This is a genomic window from Synechococcus sp. RS9916, from assembly GCF_000153825.1.
GTDB lineage: Bacteria > Cyanobacteriota > Cyanobacteriia > PCC-6307 > Cyanobiaceae > Synechococcus_C.
This window is the reverse complement of sequence record NZ_DS022299.1, coordinates 1,380,004-1,403,850: the sequence shown is the minus strand read 5'-3', so window position 1 is coordinate 1,403,850 and position 23,847 is coordinate 1,380,004. Positions and strand designations below refer to the sequence as shown.

Annotated in this window: 35 protein-coding genes and 1 tRNA gene; 17 read left to right on the top strand and 19 right to left on the bottom strand. The window is 62.4% G+C overall.

The features are described from left to right. The first annotated feature begins 289 nt into the window (after positions 1–289). A complete protein-coding gene (locus RS9916_RS07680) occupies positions 290–502 on the top strand; it encodes a hypothetical protein (RefSeq protein ID WP_007098772.1) in 213 nt (70 codons plus the stop codon). A 29-nt stretch (positions 503–531) separates the two neighbouring features. Here the strand turns inward: RS9916_RS07680 and RS9916_RS07675 are convergent, their stop codons facing one another. Genes RS9916_RS07675 through RS9916_RS07650 form a run of 6 tightly spaced genes read right to left on the bottom strand, consistent with a single transcriptional unit; the run spans position 532 to position 4,670 of the window. Next, positions 532–780, bottom strand: a complete 249-nt coding sequence (locus RS9916_RS07675; protein WP_007098770.1) for a hypothetical protein — start codon at positions 778–780, stop codon at positions 532–534. A 28-nt stretch (positions 781–808) separates the two neighbouring features. Then, the gene (locus tag RS9916_RS07670; RefSeq protein ID WP_007098769.1) at positions 809–2,293 is read right to left on the bottom strand and encodes a leucyl aminopeptidase; all 1,485 of its coding nucleotides are present in this window, start codon (positions 2,291–2,293) and stop codon (positions 809–811) included. Between the two features lie 50 nt (positions 2,294–2,343). Continuing rightward, the gene (locus tag RS9916_RS07665) at positions 2,344–2,955 is read right to left on the bottom strand and encodes a hypothetical protein (protein ID WP_007098768.1); all 612 of its coding nucleotides are present in this window, start codon (positions 2,953–2,955) and stop codon (positions 2,344–2,346) included. A gap of 2 nt (positions 2,956–2,957) precedes the next feature. Further along, positions 2,958–3,542: a hypothetical protein gene (locus tag RS9916_RS07660; protein WP_007098767.1), complete on the bottom strand. Its 585-nt coding sequence runs from the start codon at positions 3,540–3,542 to the stop codon at positions 2,958–2,960. A gap of 48 nt (positions 3,543–3,590) precedes the next feature. Beyond that, a complete protein-coding gene (locus RS9916_RS07655; RefSeq protein ID WP_007098766.1) occupies positions 3,591–3,905 on the bottom strand; it encodes a hypothetical protein in 315 nt (104 codons plus the stop codon). A gap of 30 nt (positions 3,906–3,935) precedes the next feature. After that, positions 3,936–4,670 carry a response regulator transcription factor gene (locus tag RS9916_RS07650; RefSeq protein ID WP_007098765.1) on the bottom strand — a complete coding sequence of 245 codons (735 nt, stop codon included), beginning with the start codon at positions 4,668–4,670 and terminating at the stop codon, positions 3,936–3,938. A 116-nt stretch (positions 4,671–4,786) separates the two neighbouring features. Here RS9916_RS07650 and RS9916_RS07645 point away from each other — a divergent pair, with 116 nt between their 5' ends. The 6 genes from RS9916_RS07645 (at position 4,787) to pyrF (ending at position 9,101) form a co-directional block, all read left to right on the top strand. After that, on the top strand, positions 4,787–5,113 hold the full coding sequence (locus RS9916_RS07645) for a DUF1825 family protein (protein WP_007098763.1): 327 nt from the start codon (positions 4,787–4,789) through the stop codon (positions 5,111–5,113). Between the two features lie 57 nt (positions 5,114–5,170). After that, positions 5,171–6,418: a tyrosine--tRNA ligase gene (tyrS, locus tag RS9916_RS07640; protein WP_007098762.1), complete on the top strand. Its 1,248-nt coding sequence runs from the start codon at positions 5,171–5,173 to the stop codon at positions 6,416–6,418. A 75-nt stretch (positions 6,419–6,493) separates the two neighbouring features. Continuing rightward, on the top strand, positions 6,494–6,736 hold the full coding sequence (locus RS9916_RS07635; RefSeq protein WP_038024353.1) for a hypothetical protein: 243 nt from the start codon (positions 6,494–6,496) through the stop codon (positions 6,734–6,736). Further along, positions 6,733–7,167 carry a TA system VapC family ribonuclease toxin gene (locus RS9916_RS07630; protein WP_007098760.1) on the top strand — a complete coding sequence of 145 codons (435 nt, stop codon included), beginning with the start codon at positions 6,733–6,735 and terminating at the stop codon, positions 7,165–7,167. The genes RS9916_RS07635 and RS9916_RS07630 overlap by 4 nt, the downstream gene beginning before the upstream one ends. A gap of 117 nt (positions 7,168–7,284) precedes the next feature. Next, positions 7,285–8,298, top strand: a complete 1,014-nt coding sequence (locus RS9916_RS07625) for an aminoglycoside phosphotransferase family protein (protein WP_156777508.1) — start codon at positions 7,285–7,287, stop codon at positions 8,296–8,298. A gap of 59 nt (positions 8,299–8,357) precedes the next feature. After that, positions 8,358–9,101 carry an orotidine-5'-phosphate decarboxylase gene (gene pyrF / locus RS9916_RS07620; protein WP_038023468.1) on the top strand — a complete coding sequence of 248 codons (744 nt, stop codon included), beginning with the start codon at positions 8,358–8,360 and terminating at the stop codon, positions 9,099–9,101. 48 nt (positions 9,102–9,149) lie between these two features. Here pyrF and RS9916_RS07615 read toward each other — a convergent pair whose 3' ends face one another. The 10 genes from RS9916_RS07615 to RS9916_RS07575 form a co-directional block, all read right to left on the bottom strand. Further along, on the bottom strand, positions 9,150–9,419 hold the full coding sequence (locus RS9916_RS07615; protein WP_007098757.1) for a Txe/YoeB family addiction module toxin: 270 nt from the start codon (positions 9,417–9,419) through the stop codon (positions 9,150–9,152). Beyond that, complete coding sequence (locus RS9916_RS07610) at positions 9,416–9,658, bottom strand: type II toxin-antitoxin system Phd/YefM family antitoxin (protein WP_007098756.1); 243 nt, start codon at positions 9,656–9,658, stop codon at positions 9,416–9,418. Before RS9916_RS07610 ends, RS9916_RS07615 begins: the two co-directional genes overlap by 4 nt. A gap of 312 nt (positions 9,659–9,970) precedes the next feature. Next, positions 9,971–10,105 carry a hypothetical protein gene (locus tag RS9916_RS15295; RefSeq protein ID WP_255346328.1) on the bottom strand — a complete coding sequence of 45 codons (135 nt, stop codon included), beginning with the start codon at positions 10,103–10,105 and terminating at the stop codon, positions 9,971–9,973. A 102-nt stretch (positions 10,106–10,207) separates the two neighbouring features. Beyond that, positions 10,208–10,600, bottom strand: coding sequence for a type II toxin-antitoxin system VapC family toxin (locus RS9916_RS07605; RefSeq protein WP_007098753.1), 393 nt, complete (start codon positions 10,598–10,600; stop codon positions 10,208–10,210). Continuing rightward, a complete protein-coding gene (locus RS9916_RS07600) occupies positions 10,597–10,851 on the bottom strand; it encodes a type II toxin-antitoxin system Phd/YefM family antitoxin (RefSeq protein WP_007098752.1) in 255 nt (84 codons plus the stop codon). The genes RS9916_RS07605 and RS9916_RS07600 overlap by 4 nt, the downstream gene beginning before the upstream one ends. Positions 10,852–10,948: 97 nt before the next feature. Further along, complete coding sequence (plsY, locus tag RS9916_RS07595) at positions 10,949–11,551, bottom strand: glycerol-3-phosphate 1-O-acyltransferase PlsY (RefSeq protein WP_007098751.1); 603 nt, start codon at positions 11,549–11,551, stop codon at positions 10,949–10,951. Beyond that, positions 11,551–12,651, bottom strand: coding sequence for a DUF3086 domain-containing protein (locus tag RS9916_RS07590; RefSeq protein ID WP_007098750.1), 1,101 nt, complete (start codon positions 12,649–12,651; stop codon positions 11,551–11,553). The genes plsY and RS9916_RS07590 overlap by 1 nt, the downstream gene beginning before the upstream one ends. Positions 12,652–12,659: 8 nt before the next feature. Then, on the bottom strand, positions 12,660–13,070 hold the full coding sequence (locus tag RS9916_RS07585) for a DUF3119 family protein (RefSeq protein ID WP_038024349.1): 411 nt from the start codon (positions 13,068–13,070) through the stop codon (positions 12,660–12,662). 16 nt (positions 13,071–13,086) lie between these two features. Continuing rightward, the gene (locus RS9916_RS07580; protein WP_007098748.1) at positions 13,087–13,833 is read right to left on the bottom strand and encodes an ABC transporter permease; all 747 of its coding nucleotides are present in this window, start codon (positions 13,831–13,833) and stop codon (positions 13,087–13,089) included. A gap of 15 nt (positions 13,834–13,848) precedes the next feature. After that, positions 13,849–15,165, bottom strand: coding sequence for an MFS transporter (locus RS9916_RS07575; protein WP_038024347.1), 1,317 nt, complete (start codon positions 15,163–15,165; stop codon positions 13,849–13,851). 130 nt (positions 15,166–15,295) lie between these two features. Between RS9916_RS07575 and RS9916_RS07570 the strand changes: the two genes are divergently transcribed. Then, positions 15,296–15,366 (top strand) — tRNA-Gly (locus RS9916_RS07570). Positions 15,367–15,415: 49 nt separating this feature from the next. On the opposite strand, the gene RS9916_RS07565 is transcribed toward RS9916_RS07570, so the two are convergent. Then, complete coding sequence (locus tag RS9916_RS07565) at positions 15,416–17,485, bottom strand: glycogen-debranching protein (RefSeq protein ID WP_198003438.1); 2,070 nt, start codon at positions 17,483–17,485, stop codon at positions 15,416–15,418. Positions 17,486–17,603: 118 nt separating this feature from the next. On the opposite strand from RS9916_RS07565, the gene RS9916_RS07560 reads away from it, so the two are divergent. The 8 genes from RS9916_RS07560 to RS9916_RS07530 all read left to right on the top strand — a co-directional run bounded on the left by RS9916_RS07560 (position 17,604) and on the right by RS9916_RS07530 (position 21,736). Continuing rightward, positions 17,604–18,284, top strand: coding sequence for an MBL fold metallo-hydrolase (locus tag RS9916_RS07560; RefSeq protein WP_007098745.1), 681 nt, complete (start codon positions 17,604–17,606; stop codon positions 18,282–18,284). An 18-nt stretch (positions 18,285–18,302) separates the two neighbouring features. Then, positions 18,303–18,692 carry an HU family DNA-binding protein gene (locus RS9916_RS07555; protein WP_255346327.1) on the top strand — a complete coding sequence of 130 codons (390 nt, stop codon included), beginning with the start codon at positions 18,303–18,305 and terminating at the stop codon, positions 18,690–18,692. A 96-nt stretch (positions 18,693–18,788) separates the two neighbouring features. Beyond that, positions 18,789–19,688, top strand: coding sequence for a tRNA glutamyl-Q(34) synthetase GluQRS (gluQRS, locus tag RS9916_RS07550; protein ID WP_007098743.1), 900 nt, complete (start codon positions 18,789–18,791; stop codon positions 19,686–19,688). 534 nt (positions 19,689–20,222) lie between these two features. Further along, on the top strand, positions 20,223–20,513 hold the full coding sequence (locus tag RS9916_RS07545; protein ID WP_071961602.1) for a hypothetical protein: 291 nt from the start codon (positions 20,223–20,225) through the stop codon (positions 20,511–20,513). Between the two features lie 67 nt (positions 20,514–20,580). Beyond that, positions 20,581–20,829, top strand: a complete 249-nt coding sequence (locus RS9916_RS07540) for a hypothetical protein (RefSeq protein ID WP_007098739.1) — start codon at positions 20,581–20,583, stop codon at positions 20,827–20,829. Between the two features lie 55 nt (positions 20,830–20,884). Next, positions 20,885–21,133: a hypothetical protein gene (locus RS9916_RS07535; protein WP_007098738.1), complete on the top strand. Its 249-nt coding sequence runs from the start codon at positions 20,885–20,887 to the stop codon at positions 21,131–21,133. Positions 21,134–21,229: 96 nt separating this feature from the next. Then, positions 21,230–21,394 (top strand): hypothetical protein, encoded by a 165-nt coding sequence (locus tag RS9916_RS14490; RefSeq protein ID WP_007098737.1) that lies wholly within the window; start codon positions 21,230–21,232, stop codon positions 21,392–21,394. A gap of 141 nt (positions 21,395–21,535) precedes the next feature. Further along, entirely contained in the window at positions 21,536–21,736 is a 201-nt protein-coding gene (locus RS9916_RS07530; protein ID WP_083773088.1) for a hypothetical protein, read from the top strand. A 141-nt stretch (positions 21,737–21,877) separates the two neighbouring features. On the opposite strand, the gene RS9916_RS14485 is transcribed toward RS9916_RS07530, so the two are convergent. Together RS9916_RS14485 and RS9916_RS07520 are read right to left on the bottom strand one after the other, a co-directional pair. After that, complete coding sequence (locus RS9916_RS14485) at positions 21,878–22,117, bottom strand: hypothetical protein (protein WP_156777507.1); 240 nt, start codon at positions 22,115–22,117, stop codon at positions 21,878–21,880. A gap of 254 nt (positions 22,118–22,371) precedes the next feature. After that, positions 22,372–22,761, bottom strand: coding sequence for a hypothetical protein (locus RS9916_RS07520; protein WP_007098734.1), 390 nt, complete (start codon positions 22,759–22,761; stop codon positions 22,372–22,374). 706 nt (positions 22,762–23,467) lie between these two features. On the opposite strand from RS9916_RS07520, the gene RS9916_RS07515 reads away from it, so the two are divergent. Continuing rightward, positions 23,468–23,794 (top strand): hypothetical protein, encoded by a 327-nt coding sequence (locus RS9916_RS07515; protein ID WP_232199551.1) that lies wholly within the window; start codon positions 23,468–23,470, stop codon positions 23,792–23,794. Positions 23,795–23,847 lie beyond the last annotated feature (53 nt).

Here is a 23,847-nt window from a genome sequence, read left to right as displayed (position 1 = left end):
GATCGACGCATCGCTCTCGCGACTGAGTCAAATTACCTAAGCGCCGGGCGTCTCATCCGTGACGGGTGATACCAAATGTTCATCCGGGCACAGTTCGGGCGCGTCTAGGCCCGGTTGGACGTAAGCGATTGCTGATCAATTGCCGCACTCTTCAACAGGAATCTGAGGAAAATCTGAAGCCGGTTTGGGGGGCTGGCTCATCAACTTTTCAGTGAAGGTGCGGGTTTTACCCTCTTTTCACCCCTGGGGCCAGTGATTACCATCCTGGTGTGATTTGTAGGGGAGATGTATGTATCTGCTGACCATCAAAGACGGTCTTGTGACCCGTCACGTTGGTCCGTACCCTTCTCCGAAGCAGGCCTCCGATGATCTCGATCGGGTGTTGACCTCCTGCTCGGACCGGGCACGCTGGCAGATCCATGCGCTCGAGTGCCCTGGTGATCTGCCATTCGGCCAGGTGCATGACGGTGATGCTCGGGTGGTTTCTGCGGCGGCGTCTTGATCTGACCGCTTCTGTTGAGGTCTTTTCGGTCAGTCCTGGCTGGGGGGTTGCCGGCGCTTGGGATAGCCGCGCAGCAGGCCGCTCTCAATCATCAATCCCACGCCGGCGTTGATCAGGATCAGGCTGAGGGTGCCGTACCACCACCAGGGGCCACCGTCCCCTCCGGCCATCTGCAGGGTGCGACGGCTCACTGCTTCCCCGAACAGGCAGAGGCCTGCGGGGAGCAGCAAGATGCCGAGTTGGGCTCGCACATACCAGCGGAGGGGGCTGGACGCCATGGGGTCGTTGCTCCGTTGTGGCTGGAATTTAGGCGGCGGTGGTCGCGCCGCCTGTCACCCAGTTCACCAGGGTGCGCACGCCATAGCCGGTGGCCCCTGCCGGATCCATGCCGCGTCCTTTGTCACTCCAGACGGTGCCGGCGATATCCAGATGGGCCCAGGGGATACCGGCATCCACGAATTCCTTCAGGAACAGGGCTGCGGTGATTGAACCGCCGGGGCGGGGGCCGGTGTTCTTGAGATCGGCCAGCTGCGACTTCAGTCCATCGCGGTAGCTGGCCTTGAGGGGCATGCGCCATAGACCTTCTCCGGCCTGGTCGGCCGCGTTCCCCAGCGCTGTCGCCAGGGTGTCGTCCGGGCTCCAGAGGCCGGCGATCTCCTCACCCAGTGCAATCACGCAGGCGCCGGTGAGGGTGGCCAGATCCACAATCGCGTCGGGTTCCAGCTTGCTGGCGTACACCAGGGCATCGGCGAGGGTCAGTCGCCCTTCCGCATCGGTGTTGTTGATCTCGATGGTGGTGCCGTTGGAGGCGGTGACGATGTCGCCGGGGTGGACGGCAGAACCATTCACCATGTTTTCGCAGGAGGCAACGATCGCATGCACCTCCACGCCTGCAGGGCGCAGTTCGGCCAAGGCCCGCATGGCGCCAAGCACCGCGCCACTGCCGCCCATGTCGTACTTCATCATGTGGATCTGAGCGGCCCCCACCTTGAGGTTGTAACCGCCGGAATCGAAGGTCAGGCCTTTGCCCACCAGCACCAGGCGCCGATCAATCGGTCCTTCGGCGCGATAGGTGAGGTGGATGAATTTGGGGTCGAGGTCAGACCCCTTGCTCACAGAGAGGAAGGCACCCATGCCTCGCTGTTCGCAGTCACTGCGTTCCAGCACGGTGAGCTCCAGGCCGAAGTCGCGCGCAATTGCAGCGGCGGTGTCCGCCATGGCGGCGGGGGTGAGGCTGTTGGGAGGGGCGGCCACCAGTTCGCGGGCCAGTTCCACACCGGCGCACACCGGTGCCACAGCGGCCAAGGCGGCCTCCGTGCCAGCTGGGCAGGGGCCCAGCAGCTCGATGCGTTCGGGCACGTTGTGGGGCTCGGCATCGCTGCGGAAGCGCTGATCCTTGTAACTGGTCAGGCGCACGGCTTCAGCGGCGGCAACCACGGCCGCACTGTCGTGGTTGCCCCAAGGCAGCAGCAGGCCCAGGCTGTCCCCCTGTCCCAGGCTTGCTTTGGCCGCCTTGGCCGCGGCGCCGCGCAGGGTCTCCAGCGTCACGCTCTCAGCGGAGCCAAGACCGACGAACACCAGGCTGGAGAGCCCTGGCTTCAGCACCTGCAGGCTGGTCACCTCTCCCGACTTGCCCTTGAAGCGCCGCTGCTCCAGCCAGGGCTTGATCGCCAGCTCCAGGCGGCTCTCGAGTTGCTCCACCAGACCGCTGGCATCGCTTTCCACCAGGCCGACGGCCAGCACGCTGCCGGTCCAGCTCTCGAGGCTGGCCGATGAAAGGGAGAACTGCATCACAACGGGTCTGGGTGCGATCGATGCTAAGGATTCAGCCGGCAGCTGTTTCAGTCGGCGTTGAAGGGGGTGGCCCAGCGTTCGCGGGTCTCTTTGTTGAACGGCGGCAGCCAGGTCTGGATCAGTTGTTGCTCCAGCCGTCGGCGTTCCCGGGTGGCTGCCGGTACATCTCCCCAGAAGCGGATGCTGGGGCTACTGGCCAGTCCGGCACGGCTCAGCGCCTCCCCGTAGGCCGCCAGGTAGGCCTTGCAGTCGTGCTCCCCTTTCCAGCGGCGGTCGGCCGCCATGGTTTCGCCCACATACAGCAGGATCGGGTCGTCGAGCTGCTCAGGTCGGTCCATCACCACATAGATGGCAGCCCCTTGGTGGGGGCTTTGTGGCCAGCGCCAGAAACTCAGGGGCAGTGGCTTGAGGGCGAGGGGATCGAAGCCCGCCAGTGGATCCCGATCGGCTTCGGCAAACAGCAGCGTTTGTTCCCCTTGGGTCTGCGGCTGGTGCAGCAGGGGTTGTTGATGGCGATGAATGCGGGCTTGCCAGGCTTGAAGCTGGGCGGCTGTGATCGTCAGCGCCTCCGGCAGTTGGGTGCTGCGGGGCATGGGTGCGGCGCCCTGTTGGGCATCGCTGGCGCTGAACAGATCGCCCTGACGGCTGGATGGGGGCATCGCTATCGCCGTGGTGGCAGGCTGGGGCCCGGGCGCCGTTCCCCGAAGCGCACCTTTTTGCCCAGGAGCTCTTCGATCGCTTCCGGCGGCAGGCAGAGCCGCTCCTGCAGGTCGGCCAGGTTGGCGAAAGGTTGGCGGATCCGCTCCTGAATCAAGCGGTTGAGGCGCGCCTGCGGCCAGAGCAAGGTTTGTTGGAGTTCCAGAGGGCTGGCGCTGTTCAGCTCCAGGGGGGGTGGTTCGGCCAGGGGTGGAGCATCGCCATACCAATGAAAAATCAGATGGGGGCGCCATTGCTCCGCCACCAGGGGCGGCAGATCCAGCAGTTGAAACAGGTCGTCGGCCTGGCTGAACTGCACACCACCGCGCTGTAGACGCACCAGCACATCCACCATGGCGTCGCTGCAGCCAGGCAGTTGTCGCCATTGGGCTGCCGTGGCCCGGTTCACGTCGAGGGTCCAGCTCGGTGGTTGGGGCTCGACCTCAGCGGGCATCGACATCGCTGCAGGTGCCGGCGGATCGGGGGGCAATTCCCCCACGGCCTGGAGCACTTTCCGGGCCAGTGGATCCAACCAGTGCCCGCGGGCCATCGCGCTCCAAGACGGTGGGCTGACCTTAACGACTGTTGGTGGGGTGCGTCACGGCATCAGTGCTTCCACCAACCCCCTGCAGCCACCTCGTTCTTGGATGTAGGCCTGCAGCAGGTTTCGGAAGCGCGGATCCCCTTGAACGGCCTGGCGTTGCCGCGGGCTGATGCCTTGGTCGGCCAGAAATTGCGTGGCGATGCGGCGCGCCTGGGTCGGCGGCAGGGTGTCGGTTGTGATCAGGCAGATGCTGTGGGCCTGGGTCTTCGTCACCAGCTGGGTGGCGGCATCCGGCTGGCCTTCGGCCCATCCCTCGCCAGCGGCGGCCAGCATCAGGGCGGCAAGCAGTACGGAAAGCCTGGGCTGCATCGCCGGTGAGGTCGGCCGTGGGCCACTCTCTCAGGGTGTCCAGGTCGGGGGGCGCGTGGGGAGCTCCACCAACCCTTCACGAAAGGCCTTGACCACCGCCTGGGTGCGATCAGTCACGGCCAATTTGCGCAGCACGCTGCTCACGTGGCTTTTCACCGTCTCGGTCGAGACCGTGAAGGCATCGGCGATCTGTTGATTGGTCATGCCTTTGCAGAGGCCACGCAGCACGTCTTCTTCCCGCAGGCTGAGGGGCGCCAGGAGGGGGCTCTGCTGTCCTCCGCTGCCGAGCAGCTGGCCATGGCTGAGCACCCCGCTGGCGATGCGGTCGATGTAATGGCCATCGCTGTCCATGGCGTCGAGTGCTGCTAGCACGGAGCCGCTGCCGCTGAGCTCGGCCGCGCAGATGCCATCGCAGCCGGCATCAATCGCCTGGAGGATGATGCGCACCAGCGGGCGTTGCACCAGCAGCAACACCTTGAGGTCTGGCCTGTGGCGCTTGGCCTGGTTCAGCAGGCTGACGCCGGTGCCTTGTTCGAGCACGTCGGTGCAGATCAGAAGCTCAGGGGTGTTGTTGTGCATATGCCCGAGCAGTTCGGCCTCGGTGGTGGCCGCCCCCACCAATGGGGTGAGCCCTTCCATCCAGCTCACCAGAGCCGTGAGCAGCACCCGATCGCCGCTGCCCAGCAAGGTGCGGCTGCGCCGCAGCAGGCTGTGGCCTTGTCGGCGCTGTTCCTGCAAGACCGGGATCTTGTCGGTGAAGTCCACGGGTGCGACAGGGTTGGACGGCCCCCTGCATGGTGGCTACGGCCAGGGGGCGTTGATCCGCACTGTTAAGGATCGGTTGAATTGGTCAGACTCAGCACGATCTGAATGCGCAGCTGATGGCGTTCTTTGAATCCGAAATTGTTCAGGAGGAGGCCAAGCGGCTGTTCACCGACTATCAGCAGCTGATGCAGCTCGGGTCGGATTACGGCAAGTTCGATCGCGAGGGCAAGAAGAAGTTCATCGACACGATGGAAGAGCTGATGGGCCGCTACCGCGTGTTCATGAAGCGCTTTGAGCTCTCGGAAGACTTCCAGGCCAAGCTCACCGTGGAGCAGCTGCGCACCCAGCTGGGGCAGTTCGGGATTACCCCTGAGCAGATGTTTGAGCAGATGAATCAGACGCTCGAGCGCATGAAGAGCCAGCTGGATCAGTCACCCTCCTGAGAGGGCTTTGGCTGGGGGCCCCGTACGATCCGCACTGGATTTGCCGCCCCCGCCGCCATGTCGTCTCTGTCGCACTCCCTGCCGAGCTGGCTGGCCCGCGGCATGGCCGACCTTTTCCCTGCAGGGGATCCTGCGGATGCGGATCAAGCCCTGGCCGCGCGTTTGGCGGCCGCTGAGAAGGAAGGCCGGCCACTACGCATCAAGTTGGGCATTGACCCCACCGGCAGTGATATTCACCTCGGCCACAGCATCCTGTTCCGCAAGCTGCGGGCCTTTCAGGATGCCGGCCATACGGCGGTGCTGATCATCGGCGACTTCACCGCCCGCATCGGTGACCCCACCGGCAAGAGCGCCACCCGGGTGCAGCTCACCAAAGAACAGGTGGAATCCAATGCCACCACTTATCTGCGCCAGTTGGGCCAGGGCCAACCCAAAGAGCAGGCCTTGCTGGATTTTGAAACCCCCGGCCGGCTGGAGGTGCGCCGCAACAGCGAATGGCTGGAGGGGTTGGATCTGCCCCAGGTGATCGGCTTGCTGGGCACGGCCACGGTGGGCCAGATGCTGGCGAAAGATGATTTCTCCAAGCGCTACGGCAGCGGTACGCCGATTGCGCTGCATGAATTCCTCTATCCGCTGCTGCAGGGCTACGACTCAGTGGCGGTGGACGCCGATGTGGAGCTGGGGGGCACCGATCAGAAGTTCAACGTGGCCATGGGCCGCGACCTGCAGCGGCATTTTGGCCAGCGCACCCAGTTCGGCATGTTGCTGCCGATTCTGGTGGGGCTTGATGGCGTTCAGAAGATGAGCAAGAGCCTCGGCAACGTGGTGGGCCTCGAGGAGGATCCGCTCTCGATGTACTCCAAGCTCGAGAAGGTCGGCGATGGGGCGATCGACGACTACGTGACCTTGCTGACCGATCTCGATCTGGAGACGTTGCCGGAGAATCCGCGCGAGAAGCAGAAGGCGATGGCCCTGGCGGTGACCGCCAGCCGCCATGGCAATGACGCCGCAGCCAAAGCGCAGACGGATGCCGCCAGCCTGGTGGGAGGCAGCGGTGATGCCGGAGCGGATGTGCCTGAAGCGTCGTTGGCGGAGGTGAACTTCCCGGCCAAGGCCTTTTATCTGTTCAGTGCCGTGGGGATCTGCGCCAGCAGCAGCGAGGCCCGCCGTCAGATCAAAGGTGGTGCGGCGCGCCTGGAGGGGGAGAAGATCACCGACCCCAACCAGGAGTTCGCCTCAGCGGCGGAGCTTGAGGGCAAGGTGCTGCAATTGGGCAAGAAAACCTTCCGCCGCTTGGTGGCCTGAGGACGGAGGGCTCTTGCTATCAGATGTTTTTGCTGCTGATGCGCACTAATATGCGCATCAGAGATGCGTCATGGCATGCGCACCACTCTCGACTTGCCGGATCCACTGTTCGCGCGGTTGAAGGCCAGGGCTGCGATGAAGCAGGTGAGCCTGAAGCAACTTCTTCATGACTACGTGGAGCAAGGGCTTGATGCGCCTGACCCGGCAGCCACTCCGGCTCGCCGCTCTGCCCGTGATTTGCCCACCCTTCAAGCGCCGTTGCAACAGCAGAACGTCACCTTCAGCAATGCAGGTTTGTTTGAGCTGCTGGAATCTTGAGCGCCACCGCTGATCTGCCGGATCTCAACGTTTGGCTGGCGTTGGTTTCGCCCACGCACCAGCACCACTCCAGTGCTGTGGCGTATTGGGAGGAGCAGGCATCCCAACAGGTGCTGTTCTGCACGGTCACGGCCCTGGGCCTGGTGCGATTGGTGATGCAGCCCAAGGTGATGGGTGATGCCGCGTTGACAGCTGCCGCCGCCTCAGCGTTGCTTGATCAGTTTGTGCAACAACCAGGGGTCAGCTATGCACAACCGTCCAGCGAGGGCTGGGATGTGTTCCATGGTTTGATGCGTCAAGCAGAGCTATCGCCACGCCTGTGCACGGATGCCCACCTGGCGGCGCTGGCGATCACCAACCAGTGGCGTTTGGTCAGTTTTGATCGAGACTTTCAATTGTTTCCAGGGCTGGATCTGCTGCAGCTGCGTTGATTCCTGCGTTTGAGCAGGCGAGCATGTCGGTATGAACACGTCGGACATTCGTTAGCGCTAGAGCTGAATCATTAGAGATCCCCCTTTTGGGGGATTCGCCCAGAGAGAACTGGCGCAATGGTGAGTTCATCCGAGCGAAGAACAATGCCTGCACTAGTTCTTGACCCTGAATGCAGATCCGATCAGCAGATTGCTTCTGATTTCCTGACCTACCTGCAATCGGAATCGTCAGACCGAGTCGCTTATGAGCTTGAGCCGATGCGGCTGAGGGGAGGCTGCGATGCCCGGCTGTATCGCTACAAGCTGATCGATGAGGAGCCAAAGGTTCTGCGCGTGTTACGGCCTGAGCGGGAGGTGGAGGAGCTGATGCATCACCAGCTTGTGCATCGAACGCTCAATCAGCAGGGTCTCAAGACCCCCCTGATTCACCGTGTTTGTGGGGACAAAACGGTATTGGGAGGTGTCTTTGCCGTCATGGATCTGTTGCCCGGTCAAATCGTGTTTGCGCTGGATCCAGAGCGTCATGGCAAGGTCTTGGGCGAGTCGATGGCCGCCATGCATGGGCTGGATGTGAGGCCCATCGTGGAGTCGCTGAGGCGCGCTGGTGTCCCCGATGAGCGGTTTCTAAGCCCTGTTTTTCAGCACAAAGTCTTGGGGTTTTTTGAGCAAACGACCCCTTGGTCTGCTGATCTGATGGCTTGGCTGCGTGATCATTTGCCCCTGGATGGTGAGACTCTTGCTGTGATTCATGGCGACTATCACGGAGGCAATGTCATGGTTGACAATGGCTCCATTTCGGGCGTATTGGACTGGGGGTTTTGTATTGCTGATCCTGCTGTCGATCTGGCGCATACGATGAATGTTTATCGGGTTTTGGTGCGCCAGGTTGACCCGGCCATGTCGTCGCAGGTTTGTGAACAGATTATCGATGGGGTTCTCAAGACTTATCAATCAATCAGGCCCCTCAATCACGAGCGCATCAAAGCCTGCCGTGTGTTTCACCTCTTGAGCCTCTTAGCTGCCGGGGTGGCTGGTGTTGGCCCCGAATTCGTGCGCAAGCCTGAATCGCAGCGCGACTATCTGAGCTTCATTGAGCAAACGACAGGCATCAGATTGTCGCCCTCAGCTTGAACCTCGGTTGAGATGCTCCTGCCGGGACGACAGGATGGAATCAGGTTCACCCGCTTGCCTTGGCTCCATCGCTCTCTTCAGGCCCCGCCGATCGGATTATCGTGGCCCTCGATGGCATGGCGCCCGAGCAGGCGCTGGTCTTTGTCGGTCAGGTGGATGGGCTGCGTTGGGTGAAGGTGGGCCTCGAGCTGTTCGTGCAGGCGGGCCCGGATGTGGTGGCCCAGCTGCGCGAGCAGGGATTGCGGGTGTTTCTTGATCTCAAGTTTCACGACATCCCGGCCACCATGGCCGGGGCTTGCCGGCGGGCGGCGGCGCTGGGGGCCGAACTGATCACGGTGCATGCCTGCGCCGGCAGCGAAGCACTCCAGGCGGCACAGGCCGCGGCAGAGGAGGGTGCTCAAGGTGCGGGTCAACCCGCCCCCACGCTGTTGGCGGTGACGGTGCTCACCAGCTGGGAGGAGCAGCGATTGCAACGGGAACTCGCCATTGGCCAGGGCATCGCCGAACGGGTGCCGGCGTTGGCGCAGCTGTCGGCGACTGCCGGCATCGGTGGGTGTGTGTGTTCACCCCTGGAGGCCGCGGCATTGCGGTCGCAGCACCCCGAACCGTTCGCGTTGGTCACCCCGGGCATTCGCCCCAAAGGCGCCGCTGTTGGTGATCAAGCCCGGGTGATGGGGCCGGCTGAGGCGATTGCCGCTGGTGCCAGTCAGCTGGTGATCGGCCGGCCGATCACCAAGGCTGACGATCCCAGTGCGGCATTTGGCCAATGTTGTTCTGAATTGATTGCTGAAGGCTCTGCCTAGATCAACCCTGGTGGGCCAGGGTTCGGCAACGACGATTGAAATGCGACGTCAGTCGTAATGGCTCCAGAGACGCAGCACCTTCACGATCTGTTCGTCATCCAGCACTTGGTACACGAGACGGTGTTGGATGTTGATTCGGCGGGAACATGCCCCTTTCAGATCTCCCAACAAGGCTTCGTAGGGGGGAGGCTGTTGATAAGGATTCTCCTTGAGTAACGCGATCAAGCGCTCAGCATTGGCTTTCAATGCCGGCGAGGCGCTGGCCAGCTTGCGGGCATCTTTCTGGGCTTGGCGGGTGAACAGCACACGCCAAGTCACCAGCCCGGATCCTCGCTCAGTTCGGTGGTTGCTGTTGCCATGCCTTCGACAATCGTCTCTCGCATTCCTGGAATGGCCGTTAGATGAAGCGTTTCCTGGATTGCACGCCAGTCGTCTTCCGACACCAGCACGGCGTTGCCGCGCTTGCCCTTGATTTCAATGGGAGCGTGGGATTCACCCACCTCATCCACTAAGGCGAACAAGCGTTTGCGGGCTTCGGTTACGGAGATGGACGTCATAGCGAAGCCCCTTATGTACAAGAAAGCGTACGTGATGTTGGACTGTTGTGCAGGGCCGGCTTGTTTGAAATCCGGCCCTGTCAGGCACCAGCGACCCGACCTTTGTCGCTGCGCATCAAAATGGGAAGAGGAGGCTGACGATCTAGTGCGGCATTTGCAGCCTGTTGCGCAGAGCTCATCGGCTGATCGCTGACCCGCAAGAACCAGCCCTCTCCCTCAGTTGATGGAGAGGGCTTTGCTTTGGGCTCCCTCAACTGAGGGAGGAAACAGGCGCTTCAGCAGCGCCTTGCTGTGTTGCCAGGGTGTGGATCTTCAGGCTTTCTGGCCGATCTTTGGTTCTGTGCTGGCCACGATCCGCTGCAGGTTGCTGCGGTGGCGCCAGATCACCAGGGCCATCACCACCACGGCCACCACCACTTTGGCAGTGCCATCAGTGCCTGCTGTCATCAGCGGCGTTTCGGGTCCAGCACCCCGAGCCGTTGGCACTGGCGATCCCCTCGACGGCTGATGCTCGCAGCAGTGCTGGCTGGCTCGGTCTGGTCTTGGCGGTTAGGTGATCAGGCGCACGCAGGCTCCATAGGCTTGCAAGGCTCGATCACAGGTAAAGAGCAGCAGTGGTTCGACCCGGCATTGGGCCACAAGCAAACGATCAAAAGGGTCACGATGCCCCTCAATGGGTTCCAGTTGGGCCACCTCCAGCAGGTGCTCATTGCTGATCGGTAGCCACTGAAATCCTTCGTCTGGAACCCGTTGCTCCAGCACCTTGAGGTCAACGCTCAACCGCCCAAGATTGACCTTGATCGCCATCTCCCAGAGCGAGGCCTGGCTGATCAGAACGTCGTGTTGATCGGTCTGCAGTTCTGTGACCAGGGAGGGAGGAAGGCGCGGGTCATCCTTCAGCCACCACAGCAGCAGGTGGGTGTCCAGCAGCACCCTGCTCATGGCTGTTCTGGGCTGGATGGCTCAAGCCTGCCATCGAACAACCCGTCGAGAGGTCGCTCGAAATCTTCTCCAATGCTGATCTGATCACACATTGCTCCCGGCGGGTTGATCCCTTTGGGGTGTGCGTTGATCGGCACCAACTGAGCTGAAGGTTTGCCAGCGCGGGCAATCACGATCGTTTCCCCGGCTTCCACTTGCTGGAGAAGCCTCGAGAGCTGCGTTTTGGCTTGATGCACATTCACCGTGGTCATAGCAGCTCTCCACTGATTCCTTTTAGCTTAGTCCGACTTAGCTAGCCTGCTTGTGAGTGCCGGCTCAGCTCTTCAGCGTTTGCTTCTCCTTAAAGGATCAGCGCTTCTGGCCGATCTTGGGTTCGGTGCCGGCCACGATTCGCTGCAGGTTGCTGCGGTGGCGCCAGATCACCAAGGCCATCGCCACCAATGCAACCACCACTTTGGCGGAGCCGTCGGTGCTTGCAGCCATCAGCAGGGGCAGGCTGATGGCTGCAAGCACGCTGGAGAGCGACACGATCCGGAACAGGGTCAGCGTGGTGAGGAAGATGCCGAAACAGGCCAGGCCCACGGGCCAGGCCAGCCCCAGAAACATGCCCAGGCCGGTGGCCACTGCCTTACCACCCTTGAATCCCAGCCACACCGGCCAGATGTGACCGGCCAGGGCCGTCAGGCCTGCCAGCACTTGGATCCAGTCATGGCCCGGCAAGAGGCTGCCGGCCATTAGCACGGCAGCGGCACCCTTGGCCACATCGATCACAAACACCACCAGGGCCGGGCCTTTGCCCACTTGGCGCAGCACGTTGGTAGCGCCGGTGGAGCCGGAGCCCAGCTCGCGCAGGTCGATGCCCTTGCACCAGCGCCCTGCCAGATAGCCGCTGGGGATGGAGCCGAGCAGGTAGCCGATCGCTAGAAGCAGCAGGGCGGTGATGAGACCCATCAGAGCAACTCCTCGTCGATCAGCAGTTCATCCGGCTGGGCTGCAAAGGCCAGCCAGAGGGGGAACTGAAGCACGGGGATGTCGACGGCGCGTTCGGCGGCATCCACCAGGATCAGGGGCACTTCGCCCCGTTCTTCCAGGCGATCGGCCCGCTCCACCAGGGCATCGGCGCGGTCGAACAGCACGATGCCGCTGTTGGGCCCGAAGTCTTCCCGGCCGAGCCCGAGGCAGTCCTGCAGCCCGCGGCGCCATTCCCCAAGCCGTTCCGGTTGCCCGGCCAGCACCAACGCCTGGAACTGATCGCCGTAGAGCTCGCCGATCACCGAGATCAGGGCGGCGCTCACCAACACGTTGCGGGGGCGGCTGCCGCGGCTGGCCTGGGCCCCCCGCCCGCCTTGGTTGAAAAACCAGTCCTCCAGCAGGCCCACATCGTTGCTGTCGAGGCTGCGCCGCAGCTTCCACGGCCCGGCGTAGAAATCGGGTTGTTCCAGGAACCGCTGCAGGCTGGCGCGGATCAGGTCTTCATCGGGGCGGAAGGTGTCGGCAACAGCTGGCGGAGTGCTGGCATCGCTCGCCTCCCCGGCAGGGTCTGCAGCTTGCTGATCGAGGGGTGACGGTTGCACCACCATCGGTTGCACCACCAGCTCCAGGCTTTCCACCGACTGGGCCAGGTCATTGAGGGCACCGCCGAGATACTCCTGGAACCCCTTCACCCGCCGTGCGATCGCATCCGACTGCCCGGCAAACGACTGGCGCAGGTCGGTTTCCAGCTGCAGCTTGCGTTGGCTTAGCTCGGCGATCTCCTGTTGGAGTTGGCTGCGGCGTTCCAGCAGCTCAGCCGTGGCCAGGGTTTGCCAGTCCTTGGTCTGGCTGTCATCGCTGTTGGCAGGGTTTGTGCCAGTGCTGGCTTGAGGGCTGTTGGCCTCTGAGGTGCTGACAGCGGAGTCAGGCGTAGGCGCGGCTGGCTCAGCAGGAGCGGTGTCTGCCGCTTGCCCAGGGCTGGCGTCGTTGCCACTGGCTTTATTGCCACTGGCGTCGTTGGCGCTGCTGCCGTTGCTGGTGGCTTCGCTGGACTCTGTGCTTTGAAGTTCGTCAGCCATAAAGCGCGTCAGGACGGATCAGTGCCGGAGGCGTTCTGTTCCAGATTGCCAACTCGTGTGCGTAATTGCTCACGCAGCTCGCTGGCGTTGAACAGCACCGGGATCAGATGGGGGCTTTTGCGCTCGCGGAAATAGAGCACCGTGGGGAACCCATCCCAAAACAACCGCCAGCTGATCCAGTCCTCGTATGGGAAGCGGCGCAGTTCCTGGCTGCCGCGCCACACGATCAGGGCCCGCTCTTCAAATTCCAACCGCAGGCTGTAGCTCTGCACCACCAGGGCCAGGGCGATCAGGCTGTTGATCAGGGTCGGCCAGGGATGGAGGGGCAAGGGCAGCAGCGCTGGGCCCAGCACCAGGATCAGCAGCGGCAGCCGCGGGCTGGGGCTGATGCTGACGGCGCCTTTCTTTGGGGATGTCATCTCGGGCATCAAGGGATCAGCCAAACAGGATCTGAGTGAGCAGCACGTCCATCAGTGCCACGGTCACCAGGATCATCACCACCGATCCGGTGGTGCTGGTGCCCACTTCCTTGGGTCCGCCGGAGGTGGTCAGGCCCCAGCCACAGGCCAGAACAGCGATCTGCAGGCCAAACACCAGGGCTTTGATCAGCATGAACGGCAGGTCGTCCGGCTGAAGCCAGGTGCGCACTGAGTTCCAGAACACCGCTGGAGGGATGTTGTAAAACTCGGTGCTGGTGATCTGGCCGCTGTAGATGGCCACAGCAAAGAACAGCAGGCATTGCACCGGTGCCATCACCACCATGGCGATCAGGCGGGGCACCACCAGGTACTCCACCGGATCGGTGCGCAGCATCGTGATCGCATCGATCTGCTCGGTCACCTTCATGGTGCCCAGCTGGGCGGCGTAGGCGGTGGCCACCTTGCCGGTGAGCAGGGTGGCGGTGAGCAGGGGCGCAATCTCACGGGCCAGGCCGATGGCCAGCACCCCGCCCACGGTGGATCCCGCACCCATGCCACTCAGCTCTGCGGCCACCTGGATGTTGAACACCGATCCGGCGGCCACTCCGGTGATCAGCACGATCAAGAAGCTGCCTGGGCCCGCTTCCATCAGTTGATCAAACAGATCAATCGTGTTGATCTTGCCGCGGGCCGTGGCCGACACGGCCTGGCCTCCGATCAGCAGGCTGCTGCCCAGGCGTCGTAACCAGCGGGGGGCTCTCATCGGCGGGTCAGCGGCTCAGGAATGCTGGAGGTGGGCGCCTCGATCGGGCCAGCGTCGCATCACCATTAAGCCGATGGCCACCAGTCCAGCTGGAATCAAGCCCATGCAGAGGCGGATGGCAAGCAGGGCTGTGTCCGGTTGTTCGATGAAGCTGAGGGCGCCGTCGCAGGTCTGGCTGGAGATGTATCCGGTGAGGGAGAGCAGGCCGCCAAACACCGACATGCTCAGGCCGATGATCAGTTTCTGCCCCAGCACCATCCAGGCGGTGTACATGCCAGCCGGGTGGGCCGGGTCGGCATCGATGGCGTCGGGCAGGAGCGACCAGGGAATCAGATAGGCGGTGGAGGCACCGATGCCCACCAGGGAGATCAAGGCGATCAGTGAGGCGAGGGCCCATCCGCTGGCACCGGGGGCCAGAGGGGCAAACGCCATCGACCACAGGCACGCAGCGATCCAGAGGCCTCCACCCCAGCGCAGGGCGACGAGGCGACCACGGCGGTTCGACACCAGGCTCCAGATCTGCAGGCCCGCCAGGGCGCTGATCTGGAAGGGCAACAGGATCCAAGTGGAGAGACCCGGGGAGAGGTGAATCACCTGCACCAGCCAGATCAGGGCCACCACCTGCATCAGTTGTAGGCCAAACCAGAGCAGCAGATACAGCCCCAGCACCAGCAGGAAGCGGGGGTTGGAGCGGATTCGCTTCAGCTGCAACAGGAGTGGTTCGCTGGCGCCACTGGGGCGCTGGGCCTTTTTGGCGAAGGGTGCGAGGCCCCAGCAGCAGGCCAGGGTTGCGGCCGCGGCGATCGTGCCGGTGATCCGGCCCATTACCAGGTAGCCATCGGCGCCGTTGCCCAGCACCACGGCTCCCACCACCAGGCCACTGAGGCCTGCGATGATCGATCCTGTGAAACGGGCTGCATTCAGGCGGGTGCGGATCGCCGTGTCAGGCGTCAGCTCAGTCGAGAGGGACGCATAGGGAAGGTTGACGCTGGTGTAGGCAGTCATCAGCAGGATCGCCATCACCACGTAGTAAGTGGTGCGTTCCCAAATGCCCCCATCCGGCACCCACCACATCGCCGCTAGGCTGATCCCCAGGGGTAGGGCTGCGCCAAGCATCCAGGGCAGGCGAGGACCCCAGCGGCTTTGGGTGTGGTCGCTCATCCAGCCGATCAGGGGATCGTTGATGGCATCCCACACCTTGATCACCGTCAGCAGAGAGCCGGCGAGGAAGGCGGGCAGCCCTGCGGCACAGGTGAAGAAGGGAAAGAGGTAAAACCCCAGTTGGGTTGCGGCCAGTCCAGTGCCGGCATCGCCCAGCCCGTAGGCCAGCATCAAACGGGTGCGACTGCCCCCGGGAAGCGTGTCGGTGCGGGTCAAAAGGCTGACAGGGGGCGGCGCGTGGTCATAATGCACGGGTACTGAGGCAACCGGGTCATTTTTTGACCAGTTGGTTTGTACCAGTGCGGGCGTAGTTTAGTGGTAAAACCTCAGCCTTCCAAGCTGATGATGCGGGTTCGATTCCCGCCGCCCGCTTTTGTAGATGGCACTGTCTCGTTTCGCGGCCGTGTCTGTCTTGTAACGGCTATGTGTTGTTGGCCGTTGTTGAGCCTGTGTTCGTTTCGCTGGGGAGCAGTTCCCGGGCTGCCATCACCACCAGGCTGCGGCTTTCCAGGGGCACGCCTTGAGGGGTCCACGGTTCTGGGGTCTCCGGCAGGTCGTCGCCCGCCGGCAGGGCGGTGTCGATCAGGCGGTGCCAAGGAGAGGCTGCCGGCGGCAGATCGAAGTGCATTGCTTTGAAATAGCTGTTGAAGCCCACCCACAGCACCGCACCGCGATCACCCCGCTGCAGGCTTGTGGCAATGCAGTGAGACCAGCTGGCCCAGTCGGGTTTGTTCAGTTCCACCCCATGCCACTGGCGCCACAGTTGGTCGGGCTCGCTGCCACGCCGGGGTCGCGTTTCGCTGATCGGCGTCTCGGGGCTGAACAGATCCGGCAACCGCTGCCGCAGCTTCAACAGCCGTTGCACGAAGAGGAGAAGATCGCCGTCGCAGTCGTCCTGCCGCCAGATCATCCAGCTCAAAGGGCTGTCCTGGCACCAGGTGTTGTTGTTGCCCCCCTGGCTGCGGCCCACTTCATCGCCCATCAGCAGCATCGGCACCCCGCGGCTGAGCAGCAGGCTGGTGAGCAAATTGCGTTGTTGGCGGCGGCGCAGGGTTTGCACGGCCCGATCGGTGGTGGGCCCTTCCACCCCATGGTTCCAGCTGCTGTTGTGGTTTTCGCCGTCCCGGTTGTCTTCACCGTTGGCGAGGTTGTGCTTGACGTTGAAGCTCACTAGGTCCGCCAGGGTGAAGCCGTCGTGGGCGGTGATGAAATTCACTGAGCGGTCGAGCTTCAGCGGTTTGCCGTCATTGAGGTCGGGGCTGCCCCGCAGGCGTTGCCCCAGCGTCCAGGTGCTGTTCTCATCGCCCTTCCAGAAGCGGCGCAGGTCATCGCGGAACCTGCCGTTCCAGGCGCCGATGCGTTTGGAGGGGAAATCGCTCAGGCGATACAGCCCGCCGCAATCCCAGGGTTCACTCACCAGCTTCAGATCACTGAGCTCGGGGTCACTGTCGATGGCTTCAAACAGCGGTGGATGGTCGAGCGGTTTGAGCTTTTCCCCGCGACTGAGGGCGATGCCCAGATCAAAACGGAAACCGTCGATCCCCAGCTCGATCGCCCAGCAGCGCATGGATTCCAGGATCAGCTGGCGCACCAAGGGCCTGTTGGCCGCAATGCTGTTGCCGCAACCGCTCACGTCTTGGTACTCGCCCTTGGCGGTCTGGTGGTAGTAGAGGCAATCGGCAATGCCTCGCCAGCTGAGGGTTGGCCCTTGCTGGTTGCCCTCCGTGGTGTGGTTGTAGACCACATCCAGCAGCACCTCGATGCCGGCGTCGTGGCAGGCGGCCACCAGTTCGCGCACCTGCTGCCGCGCGGCGAGGGGGTCGTGGCCTTCGATGAATTCGTGGTGGGGCGCGAACCAGCTGAGGGGGCTGTAGCCCCACACGTTGTCGCGACCTGGAGGCGCATCCTGGGGATCAAAGGCCTGAATCGGCAGCAGTTCGATCGCTGTGATTCCCAGCGACTGCAAATAGGGGAGTTTGCGGATCAAGCCCCGCAGGGTGCCCCGCAGGTTGGGCTCCAGGCCGGAGTCCTCACGCCGGGTGAAGCTGCCCACATGCAGCTCATAGATCACGCTGCGGTTCCAGCGGTGCTGGGGTCGGGGATGGGTGTTGAAATCGAATCGGTCCCGTTCGCAGACCACCCCCTTCAGGCAGGCATCAGTGTTGGGAGATGCGCCGGTGGCGGAGCCGCGCCGGTAAACGTTCCAGCCGCTGATGGCCCGGGCGCAGGGGTCGAGCAGCACCTTGGCGGGCCGGAAGCCATGGCCCCCGGGCTGCAGCGGGCCGAACACGCGATAGCCGTAGCAGCAGCCGGCACCGAGCCCTTCCACCTCCACATGCCAGTAGTCCCCGGAGCGGTGCGCGCTGTCGAGGTCGATGATTCGATCCGGCTGGGCTGCATCGCCATGGGGGAACAGCAGCAGTTCCACCCGGTTGGCAGCGGGAGCTGCCAGGGAGAAATTCACGCCTCGTGCCGTGATCGTGCTGCCCATCGGCCAGGGGCTGCCGCGGTGGATCGTGGCCAAGGATCCCGCCCGCGCAACGCAGGACGCACTGCCCTCAAGGTAGTGACCAGCGCAAACTGGAGGGTGCGGTTGCTTTGATCTCCCCATGACGCTGACCACCGCGCTGGAGCCCGGCCGTCCGCCGCAGCAGATTCGCCCCGATCTGTGGCTGTTCCCGCCCAACCGCGATTGCCTCGGTGGTTCGTCCTGGTGGCTCGACTGTGGTGATGAGCCGGTGTTGATCGATTGCCCCCCGCTCACCGAGGCCAGCCTGGAGGCTCTGCAACGGCTCGCTGCAGGACGCACGCCCAAGGTGCTGCTCACCAACCGGGAGGGACATGGCCGTGTGCGGCGGTTGCAGCAGCGGCTCGGCTGGCCGGTGCTGGTGCAGGAGCAGGAGGCCTACCTCTTGCCGGGCGTGGACCCCCTGGAGACCTTCGCCGAGGAACACCGCACGGCCGTGGGGTTGCGCTTGTTGTGGACCCCCGGGCCCACGCCGGGGAGCTGTGTGGTGCATGCTCCGGCCCCCTGGAACGTGTTGTTCTGCGGACGTTTGCTGGTGCCTGTGGCAGTGGGGGTTCTGGCTGGTTTGCAGCATCGACGCACCTTCCACTGGCCGCGCCAGCAGCGCAGCCTCGAACGTCTACGCGAATGGGTGGGTTCAGATCCCTTGCCATCACTGGCTTCTGGGGCGGGGCTTGGTGCTTTGCGGGGAGAGCGGCTAGTGCCTTGGAGTGCCTGGTCGCAGGGCGTGCCTGCTGGTGTTTCCGCACATGGATCTGTGTAAAGCGTTGCGGCATCAGACATGTGGCTTGCCGCAGCCGCCCACTCTCCATACGATTGGCGCGCTCAGGGAAGCTTCAGCGGATGTCGACCTCCGCATCGCCAACCAACCGCTTCCGCAACTCACTCCCTCCCCATGAACAAAGCTGACCTCGTCAACCTCGTTGCTGCTCGCACCGAGCTCACCAAGACCGACGTGTCTCTGGTGGTGGATGCCGCGATCGAAACCATCATCGACTCCGTTGTGGAAGGCAAGAAAGTGTCGATCCTCGGCTTCGGTTCCTTCGAGCCCCGCGAGCGCTCCGCCCGCCAGGGTCTGAACCCCAAGACCGGCGAAAAGATCAAGATCCCTGCCAAGCGCGTTCCCGCCTTCACCGCCGGCAAGATGTTCAAAGACCGCGTTCAGGGCTGATCTGCCTCTGATCACTGCTTGTCTCCTTGAGGCGCAGCACCCCGGGTGGCCTGAATGGGCCACCCTTTTGTTTTGCCAGCTTCTTTGGGCAAGTCCATGTCCCTCCGCTCTGCCCTCCCTGAGCATTTGCAGGCGGCCCTGGTGGCTGGTGCAGCCCTCAAGCAATCCGGATACCGCGGTCGCTTTGCTCCGACGCCCTCGGGCCCCTTGCATTTGGGCAATCTGCGCACCGCGCTGGTGTCGTGGTTGCTGGCCCGTGAGGCTGGCGGCGCCTGGTTGTTGCGCATCGACGATCTCGACACGCCTCGGGTGCGACCGGGCGCCATCAAGAGTGTTCTGGAGGATTTGCGCTGGTTGGGCCTGGATTGGGACGCCCCTGTGCTGAGGCAAAGCGAGCGTCGGGGGCTTTACAACTCGGTGCTCTCCCACCTCCGGCGTTGCGGACAGCTCTACGCATGCCGATGCAGTCGCCGTGACCTGGCGCAAGCCGTCATCTACCCCGGCACCTGCCGTCAGCGTCAGTTGAGCTGGGGTTGGCAGGCGGAGCGTCTCCCGGCCTGGCGGTTGCGTCTCGACAACGCTGCAGCCTTCGACTGCGGCGACGTCGTGGTGCGGCGTGCGGATGGCTTTATCGCTTATCACCTAGCCACCGCTGTGGATGAACTCACCTGTGGCATCACCACGGTTGTGCGCGGTGCTGATCTGGCGCCGGTGCGTTCTGCGCAGGTGGCGGTGATGGCTGCTCTCGGCCAACCCGCACCGCAGTACAGCCATGTGCCATTGCTCTGTGATGCCGCGGGGCAGAAGCTGGCCAAGCGGGAGGGCAGCGAGGGCTTGGCGCCATGGCGTGAGCGCCAAAGGCGGCCGGAGGAGGTGGTGGGCCATCTCGCGGCCCAGCTGCAGCTGGTGCCCGAAACGAGTGTGCTCTCAGCGCGCGACTTGCTTCAGGAGTTCAAGGGGTCTGGCCGAGCACTCGCGGCCTTGCTGCAGCCCTGATCTTCACAAAGGCTTCGGGATTCCTGCCTAGGAATCTCCCCACACTGGATTCAGCACGCTGGTGAAGGACATGGTTTGCCAACGCTGTGGAGGGAGCGGCATTCAACGCGTGGCCGATCAGCGCTTTCGCACCTGTCTCAGCTGCTTAGGACAGGGAAAAGCGATCGATGAAAGCCCAGAGGGCCGGACGTCCCCATTGACGCCGGCCGAGGGCAGCTTGTCGGTGGAAATCAGCGCAGCTGTTGCTTCTTCTTCTGCTGCCAGATGAAGAAGGCGGCTGTCGCTACCACAGCCAGCAGGGGCACGGTGGTGAACAGCAGCAGGGCGACGGCGGTCCAGTCGGTGTACATCCGATTCCAGAAAAAGCCTCACCATCATCCCAGGAGATCGCGGTTCTCGGTCTCCAGCAGCGTCAGTTGATGAAGAGTGTCAGGGGGCAGTGCATTCAGTGATCGGTCTTGGTGATCAGACTGCGCTCTGACACCACCCGTTCTCGTGCGATCCCTTCACTTCGTTGCACGAAGCCTGACCGCCATGGTGCTGATCAGCACCGGGGGCCTGCTGTCAGCCCGGGCAGGGAGCCTGGCGACGGTCACCCCATCGGCCCGCGCTTGTTTCGCGTCCGAACAGCCCCAGGTGTGCAGCAGGGCACTGGTGCAGGCCGAAGATCTGCAGCGCAAAGCGTCAGATCTGGATCGCTACCCCTGCCAGAGCTTGTTGCTTGGCTTGCAGGCCGAGGTGGTGATGGTGCAGCTGGGGGCCGGTCGAGGTGCCAAGGCCAACGAGACCCTTGTGGCCGTGCAGCGACGCTGCCATGGCCTGTGACGTTTGCACGTTGGCAGCGCATCGCTGAAGCAGGAAGCAGCATGGGTGCAGTCTGTTTCTCCCGCTGATGCGTTCTGCTGCTGTTGCCCTGTTGAGCTGCCTGATGGTGTGTGGACCGGCGCACGCCCAAGTGAGATTCGATGACTGCACGCCGCTCGACGGTGGGGGCGTGACCTGCAACACGGTTCCCTACGGCAACACCCGGATGCAGATGATTGATGGTGAATACGACTTGATGGACCAGGCCAGTCCTGGCTGGGCGGAATACGACCCCTACGAGGGCTACGAGGACATGCTCGGCGGGAACCAGACCTGACGCCGCAGGTGAATGGGGCCCCTAGCCTGCGCCGATCAGGTCTCGGAGCGAGGGAATGGGGGTCTCACAGCAGCAAAAGGACGAGTGGCGCGATTGTCTCCTCCAGGAGGTGGTGAGTTTCTTAGGGGCGCGCAAGGACGACATCCATCGCAATTACCTCGCGAGAAGCGAGGGGCAGGTGCCCCTTGCGGAGCTGGAGGAGGCAGGCCTTTTGGATGTGGAGGTGGCGATCACGTTTCTGCAGGACAAACGCCCCGGCTTCGGGATGGGGAAGGGCTTTCTGGGGATGAACCTGATTCAGTAATCGAAGTGGGTTCGAACCACGGGTTCTGCGCTCAGAGCCCTCTGCTGAGGGGCTCTGATGGGCGTCGTTAGCGTGATTGCAACGACGTGGTGATCAGTGTCGGAGTGGCAAGAGGAGCAGGACTATCGCGAAGGGTGGGACCAGCCGCGATCCAAGGATCAAAAGCCTGCCTCCAGGGAGTTCTGTTTTCGTGAAGCGGGGGTGTCCCGCTTCAACGATTTGGTGGATGCCGGTGATGAGGAGCTCGATCGCCGCAGCTAGCGCCTTGACGCTCTTTGGGTTGCCCCCGTCTTTTGCTGCACGCTCCGGTGGTGCTACACCGGAGCGGCCTCAACAACGCTGATGCCGGCGAAATCCACAACACAACCAAATGCGCGCTGCTGGGTCTGGTTCCGTGGCGGGTTGAATGAGCAGTCCCATTGGCGGGCGGGCTGGTACGGCGCTCCTTCGGTGCTGGGAGGGATCCGGATTGAGCACAGCGACTATGTGCCGTGTCGTTGTCCGGAATGGCGTGTGTTGTTTGAGGAACCGCAAGATCTCAAGCAAGCGCCGGAGATCCCTGAAGACGCTGAGTGGAAGCTCTTTCCCACGGATCCCAACTGAAGGGGCAGGTTTGCCTCGGGATTGGATAGCGAGGCGATGATCGCTGGCCTGATGGATGCCGGTGATGAGGCGGCTGCCGATGCGAGCGACGCCACCAACGATCGCGATGAAGATGTCCTGGATCGGGACGAAATCCCGCTCTCAGTCCTCGACCGGGCGTTCCCAACCGAACAGCATCGCCACAGTGTCGAGGGCTTCAGCGACCACCTCCTGACGGGCTGCGGCACGCACAGCGTCGCTTTCATCGGCTTGGGCCAAGGCGCCGCTGATCCAGCCAACGTCGCCTTCCGATTCCCAAGTCTCCTGGCATTCTTCATGCCAGCTGAAATCGACCTCCAGGATCTCGGTCAGCCGCTGAATGATCACTTGGGTGTCGCTCATTGTCTCGCTGTCTTGCTTTGGTGTTTTGTGGGCCTCGCTCAGGCGCTGATGGTGCAAGTGCAGCGCTGCTTGCAGCTGGCGTCTTGAATCGCTCTGATGAAGAGATCTCCGCTTTGAGGAGGCGGGTGCATGCATTCAGCATCCGTGAACAACAATCCGGGTGTCGCAGTATTTCCAGCTGCCCAGTGCACCGGTGTGGCCATGGTTGCGCAGGAACGACACCTTGTCTCGACCCCTTCCATTCTTGGCGCGCGTCAGCACAATCCGGGCATTTCGTTGGGGAATTTGCCAGTCATGTATTCCTGTCGGCTGTTGTTCGACAGATTGGTGATCCGATATGTCGCAATCTGAACGCCGCCGTTACGCGAGGCATTCGCATTTTGTGGCGTGCCTTTCCAATACATGATGAATTTGTTGGCGCGTGGCATGAAGTTCAGTTGAACGCCATTGCAACGTGCAATCCAGGTTTGTGAGGCGTGGGGTTGAGCAGAAGGAGCTGCTTGAGAGATGGCCGTTGTCAGCGGGATGATGCCTGCTGTTGCCACGAGGCCGGCAGCAAGGCCAAGGCTGTGATCAGAACGAAACAGTTTTATGGTGAGAGGAGTGATGAAAAATTGTTCGCGATGATTGCGAACTGAACACAAGTTATGGGCAGAAAGGTTGAAGCCTGTTGATCAAACTCATCTCGCAGAGTGATCTTGCTCATGTTGGGATAGGGCACCGGTTTGATGGGGGATTCAGTCAGGCTTGTTTGGTTTCGTGCGTTCCTTTTGGTTGGAAATGCATCCTGCGGAATGGCGTTGGCTGCCGGTTGCCTGGGGGTGGGCGAAAAAGCGTTGCAGAGAAGCTCACTGCACCGTTGGTCGCATCAAGATCCAGGCCAGGCATGAAGCCCATGGCCGGCGCCTTCCGCGACCACCCAGTTCTTATCAGGTCAGCATTCCCCGATCAGCCTCACGGGCGTCACGATCCGCTCGACATCGTTTGGGTGGGAGTCGCGACTGCGGTCGGCGCTCTGCAGGGTTGCCAAAGATCGCAGTCGCCCCCATCTCATCTTGTTGCTTTCACTTTGATCCGTCGGGTGAGTTCCGCCTTCGCGGCGCGCCGCTGTTAAGCCCTGTGGATCAGCAGGGCATGTGGAGATGGGATGGGCTTTTGAGGTGGGTGGCTGGGATTGCTGATGCGTTGCCGTTCAGTTTCGCGATCACCTACACCTGTGTTGAAAAGGTTATTAAATACTAAAATTGCTTGTGGCTCGATGTTCGGCTTGTCAGCCTTGAGAGGCTCTAAGTCTCGTGATCTCGACTCTTCGCAAGAGGATTTGCTTTGAAGTTATTCAGTTACTTGTTGATGGTTGCTGGCATGGTGCTGGTTCCTTCATTTCAGGCTCAGGCCGCTCAGATTGATGCGACTGGTCGCCTTGTTGATAAGGACGGCTTTGTCTTGATGGGTCAGGACACAAAAGGAAACTTGATGTATGCGAAAAAAATCAAAAAGCAAGAGCGTGGTCTTCGCCGGGTGCTGGTGAAGTGGGAGTACACCGACGGGAAAGAGCGCTTTGATAATACGTTTTGGGACTGCAAAGGTGAACGCTATCGCTTCCCTAATAATGATCAATGGAGGAAGAATGATCCCGGAAAGATGTATGACTACGTGTTCCAGTTTGTCTGCAAATAGGCGCAGCTCTGAGCGTGTGAAGTCGCGTCGCCTACGCTTGTTTTGGGGTATTG